Annotated in this window: 9 protein-coding genes; all 9 read left to right on the forward strand. The window is 41.0% G+C overall.

Annotation, left to right across the window (positions count from 1 at the left end; all coding sequences use genetic code 11):
- Positions 1-118: 118 nt before the first annotated feature.
- The 9 genes from rapZ to EHW89_RS03845 all read left to right on the forward strand — a co-directional run bounded on the left by rapZ (position 119) and on the right by EHW89_RS03845 (position 11783).
- Entirely contained in the window at positions 119-1009 is an 891-nt protein-coding gene (gene rapZ, locus EHW89_RS03805) for an RNase adapter RapZ (RefSeq protein WP_003024854.1), read from the forward strand.
- Positions 1006-1983, forward strand: coding sequence for a YvcK family protein (locus tag EHW89_RS03810; RefSeq protein ID WP_126466758.1), 978 nt, complete (start codon positions 1006-1008; stop codon positions 1981-1983). Before rapZ ends, EHW89_RS03810 begins: the two co-directional genes overlap by 4 nt.
- Positions 1980-2891 carry a DNA-binding protein WhiA gene (gene whiA / locus EHW89_RS03815; RefSeq protein WP_126466760.1) on the forward strand — a complete coding sequence of 304 codons (912 nt, stop codon included), beginning with the start codon at positions 1980-1982 and terminating at the stop codon, positions 2889-2891. The genes EHW89_RS03810 and whiA overlap by 4 nt, the downstream gene beginning before the upstream one ends.
- A 281-nt stretch (positions 2892-3172) precedes the next feature.
- A complete protein-coding gene (gene pyrR, locus EHW89_RS03820) occupies positions 3173-3694 on the forward strand; it encodes a bifunctional pyr operon transcriptional regulator/uracil phosphoribosyltransferase PyrR (protein ID WP_021001608.1) in 522 nt (173 codons plus the stop codon).
- 4 nt (positions 3695-3698) lie between these two features.
- Positions 3699-4967 (forward strand): uracil-xanthine permease family protein, encoded by a 1269-nt coding sequence (locus tag EHW89_RS03825; RefSeq protein WP_049533894.1) that lies wholly within the window; start codon positions 3699-3701, stop codon positions 4965-4967.
- Between the two features lie 58 nt (positions 4968-5025).
- The gene (locus tag EHW89_RS03830) at positions 5026-5949 is read left to right on the forward strand and encodes an aspartate carbamoyltransferase catalytic subunit (RefSeq protein WP_003028000.1); all 924 of its coding nucleotides are present in this window, start codon (positions 5026-5028) and stop codon (positions 5947-5949) included.
- A 38-nt stretch (positions 5950-5987) separates the two neighbouring features.
- Positions 5988-7076 carry a carbamoyl phosphate synthase small subunit gene (locus EHW89_RS03835; RefSeq protein WP_049533895.1) on the forward strand — a complete coding sequence of 363 codons (1089 nt, stop codon included), beginning with the start codon at positions 5988-5990 and terminating at the stop codon, positions 7074-7076.
- A gap of 28 nt (positions 7077-7104) precedes the next feature.
- Entirely contained in the window at positions 7105-10284 is a 3180-nt protein-coding gene (gene carB, locus EHW89_RS03840; RefSeq protein ID WP_126466762.1) for a carbamoyl-phosphate synthase large subunit, read from the forward strand.
- Between the two features lie 260 nt (positions 10285-10544).
- Positions 10545-11783: an MFS transporter gene (locus EHW89_RS03845; RefSeq protein ID WP_126466764.1), complete on the forward strand. Its 1239-nt coding sequence runs from the start codon at positions 10545-10547 to the stop codon at positions 11781-11783.
- Positions 11784-11841: the final 58 nt, after the last annotated feature.

Genomic DNA, 11841 nt, shown 5'->3' on the forward strand with positions numbered 1-11841 from the left:
AGCGATTGCTTTTGTTCTCTCTTTTTTACTATCCGAATTGTACTGGGTGTGTTATAATAAAAAGGAATTGGAAATGTTTTAATATGCTGGAAATTGATTGTTTTATCAAGGAGGAGATATGTCAGACAAACAAATTCATTTGGTTATCGTGACGGGAATGAGTGGAGCGGGAAAGACCGTGGCCATCCAGTCTTTTGAAGATTTGGGCTATTTTACGATTGATAATATGCCCCCCACGCTGGTTCCTAAATTTTTGCAGTTAATCGAAACAACGCAAGACAACGACAAGATTGCTATGGTTGTAGATATGCGTAGTCGTTCCTTCTTTTCTGAGATTCAGAAAGTTCTGGATGAGATTGAAAGTAACGCTGGACTTGATTTTAAGATTTTGTTTTTAGATGCGGCAGATACAGAATTAGTTGCACGTTACAAGGAAACGCGGCGTAGCCACCCCTTAGCAGCAGACGGTCGTATTTTAGACGGGATTAAGTTGGAGCGGGAATTACTTGCACCGCTGAAAAATATGAGTCAAAATGTAGTAGACACGACCGAATTAACACCGCGCGGGTTGCGTAAAACCATTTCTGAACATTTTTCAGATCCAACGAAACTCCAATCGTTTCGCATTGAAGTGGTGAGTTTTGGCTTTAAATATGGTATTCCGCTAGATGCCGACCTTGTTTTTGATGTACGTTTTTTACCAAATCCATATTACCAACCAGAACTTCGCAATCAAACAGGACTTGATAAACCAGTTTATGATTATGTGATGAATCATACGGAGTCAGAAGAATTTTATCAGCACTTAGTGGCTCTTATCAAACCGATTTTACCCGGCTATAAAAAAGAGGGGAAATCTGTTTTAACAATTGCGGTTGGTTGTACAGGCGGTCAACACAGAAGTGTGGCTTTTGCACAACGTCTAGCAGATGATTTGGCAAGCGAATGGACCGTTCATTCATCACATCGAGACAAAGACCGCAGAAAGGAAACGGTGAATCGTTCATGAGGAGACCGAAGATTGCTGTTATTGGTGGTGGAACCGGAATTTCGGTCATTTTGGACAGTTTACGTAAGAAAGATGTAGACATTGCTGCTATTGTGACGGTCGCTGATGACGGAGGAAGTTCGGGGGAATTGCGAAAAAACATTCAACAATTAACACCACCTGGTGATTTGCGAAATGTTTTGGTAGCTTTATCGGACATGCCGCGCTTTTATGAAAAAGTTTTTCAATATCGCTTTGCGGAAGAAGATGGTGCTTTAGCTGGACATCCACTTGGGAACTTGATTATTGCAGGTATTTCAGAAATGCAAGGGTCGACTTACAATGCTATGCAGCTACTGACTAAGTTTTTCCACACGACTGGCAAAATTTATCCGTCTTGTGATACACCTTTAACGCTTCATGCTGTTTTTGCAGACGGAAGTGAGGTCGCTGGAGAAAGTCATCTTGCAGAACACCAAGGTATGATTGAGCGGGTTTATGTGACCAATACCTATAATGACCAAAAACCAACTGCTAGTCGAAAAGTGGTAGAGACGATTTTAGAAAGTGATATGGTCGTTTTGGGACCAGGGTCATTGTTTACCTCTATCTTACCCAATATGATGATTGAAGAAATTGGACAGGCTCTTTTAGAAACCAAGGCGGAGATTGCCTATGTCTGCAATATTATGACCCAGCGTGGTGAAACGGAGCATTTCACAGATAGTGACCACGTGGCTGTTTTGCACCGACATTTAGGAAAACGATTTATTGATACTGTTTTGGTGAATATTGAGGAAGTTCCTCAAGAGTATATGAATTCTAATAAATTTGATGAGTATTTGGTGCAGGTTGAGCATGATTTTAAAGGTTTGAAAGAGCAAGTACCTCGTGTCATTTCGTCTAATTTTCTTCGCTTGGAAAATGGCGGAGCTTTTCATGATGGTGAATCAGTCGTTGATGAACTTATGCAGATTATACAGGTGCGCAAATGAGTTTTACCATTAAAGTGAAAGAAGAATTGCTTGGTCTAGTCAAAAAAGATAAAACGGAATTATCTGCTATCATTAAGATGTCAGGCAGTTTAGGAATTTCTAGTCAAGGCTTAACATTATCTGTTACGACAGGAAATGCAAAAATCGCTCGTCACATTTATGAATTGTTGGCAGCTTTTTATCAAGTCAAATCGGATATTCGTCATCATCAAAAAGCGAATCTTCGGAAAAACCGTGTTTATACTGTTTTTTTAGATGAAGGTGTGGAACAAATTTTAGCTGATTTACATTTGGCAGACTCCTTTTTTGGAATTGAAGCAGGCATTGACCAAGCTATTTTATCAGACGATGAGGCGAGCCGATCGTATTTACGAGGAGCATTTTTATCCACGGGCAGTATGCGTGATCCAGATTCTGGGAAATATCAACTGGAAATCTTGTCGGTCTATTCTGACCATGCGGAAGATTTAGCGGCTTTGATGCGAAAGTTTTTACTGGATGCCAAGACAATTGAGCGCAAAAAAGGCTCGGTGACCTATTTGCAACGAGCTGAGGACATTATGGACTTTTTGATTGTGATTGGGGCTATGAAAGCAATGACTGAGTTTGAATCGGTCAAACTTTTGCGGGAGGCTAGAAATGATCTGAATCGGACAAACAATGCAGAAACGGCGAATATTGCTCGAACGGTGACGGCTAGTATGAGGACCATTCACAATATTGGCAAGATTATTGATACAGTTGGTTTAGAAAGTTTGCCAGTTGATTTGCAAGAGGTAGCTTATCTGCGTGTCAATCATCCGGATTATTCTATCCAGCAGTTGGCAGAAAGTCTTAGTAAGCCTTTGACGAAAAGTGGTGTCAATCATCGCTTGAGGAAAATCAATAAAATCGCAAATGAGTTGTAGAAAATGCAAAGAAATGTGACTTATATATTATAGGTGGAATCAATTTGAGAATTTCCGTGAAAACTTTACAGTTTTCTCTTGAATATTTTCAAAAAATGTGATATAGTTATAAAAATTAAATAATCCTTTAAATCTGTCCTGTGAGGCAGACAAGGAGTCAAAGTATAAGATGGTGTAGCACAGTGAGGCTGTTAGTAGTTTCTCTGTGCTTACCTAGATTTTCTGAAGTCTCCTTGTGAAGGAGACTTTTTCTTTTATCTTTTTTATGCAGGAGGTTTTCCATGAAAACAAAAGAAGTTGTCGATGGTTTGACAATGAAACGTGCCATTACACGGATCACTTATGAAATCATTGAGCGCAACAAAGAACTAGACAAGATTGTCTTAATTGGTATCAAAACACGGGGTGTATACATTGCACAGCGGATTCAAGAACGATTGGCACAGATCGAAAAGATTGATGTGCCTATCGGTGAGTTGGATACCAAGCCATTCCGCGATGACTTTAAAGTGGAAGAAGATACGACACATGTTCCAGTTGATATTACAGACCGTGAAGTTATCTTGGTGGATGATGTGCTCTATACAGGACGCACCATTCGTGCTGCTATTGATAACCTAGTTAGCTTGGGACGTCCATCACGCGTGAGCTTGGCTGTTTTAGTAGATCGTGGGCATCGTGAGTTGCCGATTCGAGCAGATTATGTTGGAAAAAATATTCCGACAAGCCGAACAGAAGAGATTATTGTGGAAATGGTAGAACAGGATGGTCAAGACCGTGTCTTGATTGCGGAGGAGTTATAAGAAAATGAGTCAAGATGTGAAATATGATGTACACGATATGCCAAAACCTGGTTTGCTTGTAGGATTATCCTTTCAGCATTTGTTTGCCATGTTTGGGGCAACGGTTCTTGTTCCAATTCTGGTTGGAATTGACCCAGCAGTTGCCTTGTTTTCAAGCGGTCTAGGAACCTTAGCGCATTTAACAGTTACCAAGTACAAAGTGCCAGCTTATATGGGGTCTAGTTTCGCTTATATTGCAGCTATGCAAATGTTGATGAAAACAGACGGTATCGCAGCAGTCGCTCAAGGTGCCATTACAGGTGGTTTGGTTTACTTCATTGTAGCTCTTATTGTGAAGTTCGCTGGGAATGCTTGGATTGATAAGATTTTGCCGCCAGTTGTGGTAGGACCAATCATTATGGTCATCGGACTAAGCCTAGCAAGCACAGCTGTAAATGATGTCATGCTAAAAGACGGTAAATACAATTTAACTTATTTCATCATTGGAATTGTCACTCTCTTTGCAGTCATCCTCTTTAATATCTATGGTAAAAAGATTGTTGGAATTATTCCAGTGCTGTTAGGCTTGATTGTCGGATATGTCTTCGCGCTCATTCTTGGAGTGGTAACAGGAGAAGAAATTATTTCCTTTGCAAAAGTCTCTCAAGCTTCATGGTTCCATGTCCCACCTATGCACCTTCCTTTCTTAGACTATAATGTAAAATTTTATCCAAGTGCAATTTTAACAATGGCTCCAATTGCATTTGTAACTATGACAGAGCACTTTGGTCATGTTATGGTATTGAATAGCTTGACCGGAAAAGATTTCTTTAAAGACCCAGGATTGGATAAAACTCTTGCCGGAGATGGTCTTGCACAAGTTATCGCTGGGATTTTCGGTGCGCCACCAGTAACGAGTTACGGTGAAAATATCGGTGTGATGGCTCTCAATAAAATCTATAGCGTTTATGTTATTGCAGGTGCAGCAGTACTTGCGATTGTGATGAGTTTTGTCGGAAAAGTATCGGCACTCTTACAATCCATTCCAACTCCAGTTCTAGGCGGTATTTCTATTGCGCTCTTTGGAGTCATCGCTTCTAGTGGTTTGAAAATTTTAATTGAAAAGCAAACGGACTTTGACAATAAGAAAAATCTGTTGATTGCTAGTGTGATCTTAGTCGCTGGGATTGGAGGATTAACGCTTCAACTTTCAGGTCTGCAAATTTCAGGGGTTGCCTTGTCAACCGTTCTTGGTATTGTACTCTATCTTATCTTGCCTGAACCTAAAAATTAGTTTGAATTCTTAATTTTATTGAAAGAAACGCTGTATCTAATAAAAGGAGAAATACACCATGTCATCTAATCAAATCGCTCTTAAAAACGTTGTCTCTATGGAAACTCTTACCAATGAGGAAGTCTTAAGTTTAATCAAACGTGGCATTGAATTTAAAAATGGAGCAAAAGCTCATTATGATGAACAGCATATTATCGCTAATCTCTTCTTTGAGCCCTCTACGCGAACACATAAAGCCTTTGAAGTAGCGGAATTAAAGCTAGGTTGTGACCTGTTGGATTTTGATTCAAAGACCAGCTCTATCAACAAAGGAGAGACCTTATATGATACGATTTTAACCATGTCAGCGCTCGGAGTGGATGTCTGTGTCATTCGTCATCCAGAAGTGGACTATTACAAGGAATTAGTCGAAAGTCCAACGATTACAACTTCAATTGTGAATGGTGGTGATGGCTCTGGACAACATCCGAGTCAAAGTTTGCTAGATTTGATGACCATTTATCAAGAGTTTGGGCATTTTGACGGCTTGAAGATTGCGATTGCAGGCGACTTAGATCATTCACGAGTGGCGAAGTCAAATATGCAAATCTTGAAGCGTCTGGGTGCAGAACTTTATTTTGCAGGTCCAGAAGTATGGAGAAGTGAAGAATTTGCAGATTATGGGCAATTTGTCACACTTGATGAAGTCGTTGACCAAGTGGATGTCTTAATGCTTCTACGCGTGCAGCACGAACGTCATGATGACGATTCACTCTTTTCAAAAGAAAATTATCATAGATTGCACGGCTTAACTCAGGAACGATATGACAGACTGAAAGATACAGCCATCATCATGCATCCAGCTCCAGTCAATCGTGATGTTGAAATTGCAGATCATCTGGTAGAAGCTCCAAAATCGCGAATTGTAGAGCAAATGACCAATGGTGTATTTGTCCGTATGGCAATTATTGAGTCTGTTTTAAATGGACGAAAAGAGCAATAGACGCTAAGGTATTGCTGTAAGAACAAACGGAGGGGAAAATGGAAAAACGCTTGTTAATTCTGGAAGATGGTACAGTATTTGAAGGAGAGGCATTCGGGGCTGATATAGATGTGACTGGAGAAATCGTCTTTAATACAGGTATGACTGGCTACCAAGAATCCATTACGGATCAGTCTTACAATGGGCAAATCTTGACTTTCACTTATCCGTTAATCGGAAATTATGGAATCAACCGCGACGACTATGAATCGATCACTCCCACTTGCAAGGGAGTGGTCGTTTATGAGTGGGCACGCCGAGCGAGCAATTGGCGCAATCAGATGACGCTAGATGAATTTCTAAAGGTCAAGAAAATTCCAGGAATTGCTGGTATTGATACACGGGCATTGACGAAAATCATTCGGCAGCATGGAACGATGAAAGCAACGATAGCCAATGTAGGCGACCAAATGGTGCATCTGCAAGATCAGTTGAAGGCGACCGTTTTACCGACTGACAATATCAAACAAGTCTCAACGAAAACGCCATATCCAGCACCGGGTTCAGGTCCTAGTATTGTGTTAGTTGATTTTGGATTGAAACATTCGATTCTTCGTGAATTGGCGGCACGCAATTGTAATGTGACGGTTGTGCCTTATGACACAAGTGCAGCAGATATTCTCCACCTTCACCCTGACGGTGTCATGTTATCCAACGGTCCAGGTAATCCAGATGATGTACCGCAAGTGCTAGACATGATTCGAGGGATTCAAGGTAAAATTCCTCTTTTTGGTATCTGCATGGGACATCAACTTTTTAGTAAGGCAAATGGAGCGCAGACCTATAAAATGAAATTCGGTCACCGTGGTTTCAATCATGCTGTCAGAGAGATTGCGACAGGGCGGATTGATTTTACCAGCCAAAATCATGGTTATGCTGTTAGTCGGGAAAATTTTCCGAGCGAGTTGTTGATTACACATGAGGAAATCAACGACAAGTCTATTGAAGGTGTGCGACATCGGTTTTTCCCTGCTTTTTCAGTGCAGTTTCACCCTGATGCTGCACCAGGGCCGCATGATGCCAGTTATCTCTTTGATGAGTTTATGGAAATGATTGATGCTTTTAAACAACAGCATAGTTCATTGTAATCAATGGATTAGGAAATAGGAGAAAAACATGCCAAAACGTACAGATATTCAGAAAATTATGGTGATTGGCTCTGGTCCCATTGTCATTGGACAGGCTGCTGAGTTTGATTATGCAGGAACGCAGGCTTGCTTGTCTTTGAAAGAAGAGGGCTACACGGTCGTTTTAGTTAATTCCAATCCTGCAACCATTATGACAGACAAGGAAATTGCTGATAAGGTTTATATTGAGCCAATCACGCTGGAATTTGTCACCAGAATTTTACGGAAAGAGCGACCAGATGCACTTCTACCGACTTTGGGTGGGCAAACAGGTCTCAATATGGCAATGGAATTATCTAAAGAAGGCATCTTGGATGAACTGGGTGTCGAACTTTTGGGAACCAAGCTGTCGGCTATTGACCAGGCTGAGGATCGTGATTTGTTCAAGCAGCTCATGGAAGAGCTGAAACAGCCTATTCCGGAATCTGAAATTGTAAATACAGTTGAAGAAGCAGTGGACTTTGCAGCGAAAATAGGCTACCCAGTCATTGTTCGCCCAGCCTTTACCTTAGGAGGGACAGGTGGCGGAATGTGTGCCAATGAGGAGGAATTGCGAGAGATTGCAGAGAATGGGCTGAAATTATCTCCGGTGACTCAGTGTTTGATTGAGCGCTCTATTGCTGGTTTCAAAGAAATTGAGTACGAAGTTATGCGCGATGCAGCTGACAATGCTTTGGTGGTCTGCAATATGGAAAACTTTGATCCAGTCGGTGTACACACAGGCGATTCCATTGTCTTTGCACCAACGCAAACTATTTCGGATTATGAAAATCAAATGTTGCGGGATGCTAGCTTGAAAATTATTCGCGCTCTAAAAATTGAAGGCGGCTGTAATGTGCAGTTGGCATTGGATCCACATAGCTTTAATTACTATGTCATTGAAGTCAATCCGCGCGTGTCTCGTTCGTCTGCCTTAGCTTCTAAAGCTACAGGCTACCCTATTGCTAAATTGGCTGCAAAAATCGCCATTGGCTTGACGCTAGATGAAGTTATCAATCCGGTCACAGGCACAACTTATGCCATGTTTGAACCGGCTCTGGATTATGTGGTGGCTAAAATTCCACGTTTTCCTTTTGATAAATTTGAACATGGAGAACGTCATCTGGGAACACAAATGAAAGCAACAGGAGAAGTCATGGCTATTGGACGTAATATCGAAGAAGGTTTGCTCAAAGCCTGTCGTTCTCTGGAAATTGGTGTTGATCATAATGAAATGCCAGAACTAAATCTAGTGGCAGATGATGATTTACTGGAAAAGGTCGTCAAAGCTCAGGATGATCGTCTTTTCTATATATCTGAAGCAATCCGCCGTGGCTATGATATCGAAGAAATTGCAAAACTAACCAAGATTGATTTGTTCTTTCTGGATAAATTGCTTCACATCCATGAATTAGAGCAGGAGTTAATGACTCATATTGGAGATGCAAATCTGCTTAGACAGGCTAAGCAAAACGGCTTTGCAGATACTAAATTAGCTCGGCTTTGGAAAATGACAGCAGAAGAAATACGTCAATTTCGTAAAGAAGAGCGGATTCTTCCAGTCTATAAAATGGTTGACACCTGTGCAGCTGAGTTTGAATCAAGCACACCATATTTTTATTCCACTTATGCTTTGGAAAATGAATCAATCAAGTCAGACAAAGAATCTGTTCTGGTGCTAGGCTCTGGACCTATTCGGATTGGTCAAGGAGTAGAATTTGACTATGCGACCGTGCACTCGGTCAAGGCTATTCAAGCAACTGGCTATGAAGCAATCATTATGAATAGTAATCCTGAAACGGTCTCAACAGATTTTTCGGTTTCTGATAAGCTTTACTTTGAACCCTTGACTTTTGAAGATGTCATGAATGTCATTGAACTGGAAAAACCTAAGGGAGTTATCGTTCAATTTGGTGGACAAACCGCTATCAATCTAGCTGAACCATTGTCAAAAGCTGGTGTGAAAATTTTAGGTACTCAAGTGGCTGATCTTGACCGTGCAGAAGATCGTGATTTATTTGAACAGGCTCTTAAGGATTTGAATATTCCGCAGCCACCAGGTCAGACAGCGACGAATGAAGAAGAAGCGGTAGCAGCTGCTCGTAAGATTGGTTTTCCTGTTTTGGTTCGTCCGTCCTACGTTCTGGGTGGTCGGGCTATGGAGATTGTCGAGAATGAAGCAGATCTTCGTTCTTATATGCGAACTGCTGTCAAGGCTAGCCCTGATCATCCGGTGTTGGTGGACTCTTACATTGTCGGTAAGGAATGTGAGGTAGATGCTATTTCAGACGGTCGTCAGGTCTTGATTCCAGGGATTATGGAGCATATTGAACGGGCTGGAGTTCACTCAGGTGATTCTATGGCTGTTTATCCTCCGCAAACCTTATCTGCTCAAGTGCAGCAGACTATCGCCGATTATACTAAGAAATTGGCTATCGGACTTCACTGTATCGGTATGATGAACATTCAGTTTGTCATCAAAGATGAGAAGGTTTATGTCATTGAGGTCAATCCTCGTGCTAGCCGGACGGTGCCATTCTTGTCGAAAGTGACAAATATTCCTATGGCACAGGTGGCAACTCAACTGATTTTAGGTCAAACTTTGGCGGAGCTAGGGTATGAAGACGGTCTTTATCCAGAAAGCAAACAAGTACATGTAAAAGCGCCAGTTTTTTCCTTTACCAAGTTAGCCAAGGTAGATAGCCTTCTTGGTCCTGAAATGAAATCGACAGGTGAGGTTATGGGAACAGATGCAACTCTTGAAAAAGCTTTATACAAGGCTTTTGAAGCTTCTTATCTACATCTTCCAAACTTTGGCAATGTTGTCTTTACGATTGCAGATGAAAATAAGGAAGAAGCCCTCACATTAGCGAAGCGTTTTGCAGCGATCGGATATAGCATTCTAGCAACACAAGGCACAGCGAAATTCTTTGAAGAAAATGGTGTTTTGACGCAATTGGTTGAAAAAATTGGTACAGATGATCATAATGATATTCCAGCCTTTATTCGCAAAGGTAAGGTTCAGGCGATTATCAATACAGTCGGAACAAAACGAACAGCAGATGAACACGGTCAGGCTATCCGTCAATCAGCCATTGAGCATGGAGTGCCGCTATTTACAGCACTTGATACAGCTAATGCAATGCTAAAGGTCTTAGAAAGTCGTAGCTTTATGACAGAAGCAATTTAGAGCGGTATTCTTTTTGTCATGATATTAAGTTCTTTTTTTAAAATCTCTTGACAAATCTATTTATCTATCTTATACTTAATACAATTAATACAACTTTAATCATGTCCCGTGAGGCATAAAAGTAATCATTAAAATGGATTAGTGCGCTAATCTGCTATTTTACTGTAAACTTTTGGCTCGGGATTTCCTGAGCTTTTTGATTTATAGGCTGTATTCAATTAATAAATGTAGTCTGTGAGCTACAATTAAGGAGAATGTGCATGTCTTTAGACAAAAATAATAAGCGAGCACTGGTTGCTGCGATTGTTGCATCAGGAACGGACGACTTAAACGTCATGTTCTTAGCTTTTTCGATGTCATCTATTATTTCAGAATTAGGTGTTACTGGAGCGCAAGGAGGCTGGATTGCAACAATTACCAATCTAGGAATGTTGGTTGGAGGTTTGCTCTTTGGCATACTGGCTGACCGTTATCACAAGTTCAAAGTCTTTAAATGGACGATTGTTATTTTTTCATTGGCGACAGGGCTGATTTACTTTACACAAAATATTTATTATCTCTACCTCATGCGTTTCATTGCTGGGATAGGCGTTGGCGGAGAGTATGGAGTTGCCATTGCGATTATGGCAGGAATTGTTCCTATTGGAAAAATGGGACGCATTTCCTCTCTGAACGGAATCGCAGGTCAAATCGGTTCCATTACTTCAGCGCTTTTAGCAGGTTGGTTGGCACCGGCACTTGGGTGGAAAGGTCTTTTCCTCTTCGGACTTGCGCCTATTGCTTTGGTTTTGTGGATGATATTAGCGATTGATGATGACCATATCCGAGATAATGGCAATGCGAAAGCAACGGCAAAAGAACGCCAGTCAGTTAAAATGAGCGAATTGTTTAAAACACCAGCTCTAACAGCTCAGACGGTAGCACTGATGGTCATGACAACGGTACAAATTGCTGGGTATTTTGGGATGATGAACTGGCTTCCGACCATTATTCAAACAAGCCTGCATATTTCTGTAAAAGATTCCTCACTTTGGATGGTCTCAACGATTTTGGGAATGTGTCTGGGAATGCTCACTTTCGGTCAAATCCTTGATAAATGGGGACCAAGATTTGTTTATTCAATCTTTCTTTTAGCTTCTTCTATGTGTGTTTACCTCTTCCAATTTGCCAATTCAATGCCAGCCATGATTATCGGCGGTGCGATTGTCGGTTTCTTTGTAAATGGAATGTTTGCGGGCTATGGCGCGATGATTACGAGATTGTATCCAGCTCACATTCGCTCCACAGCTAATAATGTCATCTTAAATGTCGGACGAGCAATTGGAGGCTTTTCATCTGTGATTATTGGGAAAATTTTAGATGTTTCAAGTGTCTCAATGGTCATGATTTTCCTAGCAAGCCTTTATTTGATTAGCTTTGCTGCCTTGTGGACGATTAAGAACTTAAAAGCAGAACGTTACTCACAATTAGGAGAAGAATTAGTCGTAAAAGAAGCGTAATATACCAAGTTTTAATGAAAGTCTGTTCATTTGAATGACAGGCTTTTTACATTTCATG

Source organism: Streptococcus periodonticum (assembly GCF_003963555.1).
Taxonomy (GTDB): domain Bacteria; phylum Bacillota; class Bacilli; order Lactobacillales; family Streptococcaceae; genus Streptococcus; species Streptococcus anginosus.

Excerpts from the sequence above, each read along its gene's own strand:
- rapZ (WP_003024854.1), top strand. The coding sequence starts at position 119 with ATGTCAGACAAACAAATTCATTTGGTTATCGTGACGGGAATGAGTGGA.
- EHW89_RS03830 (WP_003028000.1), top strand. The coding sequence starts at position 5,026 with ATGTCATCTAATCAAATCGCTCTTAAAAACGTTGTCTCTATGGAAACT.
- EHW89_RS03810 (WP_126466758.1), top strand. The coding sequence starts at position 1,006 with ATGAGGAGACCGAAGATTGCTGTTATTGGTGGTGGAACCGGAATTTCG.
- EHW89_RS03825 (WP_049533894.1), top strand. The coding sequence starts at position 3,699 with ATGAGTCAAGATGTGAAATATGATGTACACGATATGCCAAAACCTGGT.
- EHW89_RS03845 (WP_126466764.1), top strand. The coding sequence starts at position 10,545 with ATGTCTTTAGACAAAAATAATAAGCGAGCACTGGTTGCTGCGATTGTT.
- whiA (WP_126466760.1), top strand. The coding sequence starts at position 1,980 with ATGAGTTTTACCATTAAAGTGAAAGAAGAATTGCTTGGTCTAGTCAAA.
- carB (WP_126466762.1), top strand. The coding sequence starts at position 7,105 with ATGCCAAAACGTACAGATATTCAGAAAATTATGGTGATTGGCTCTGGT.
- EHW89_RS03835 (WP_049533895.1), top strand. The coding sequence starts at position 5,988 with ATGGAAAAACGCTTGTTAATTCTGGAAGATGGTACAGTATTTGAAGGA.
- pyrR (WP_021001608.1), top strand. The coding sequence starts at position 3,173 with ATGAAAACAAAAGAAGTTGTCGATGGTTTGACAATGAAACGTGCCATT.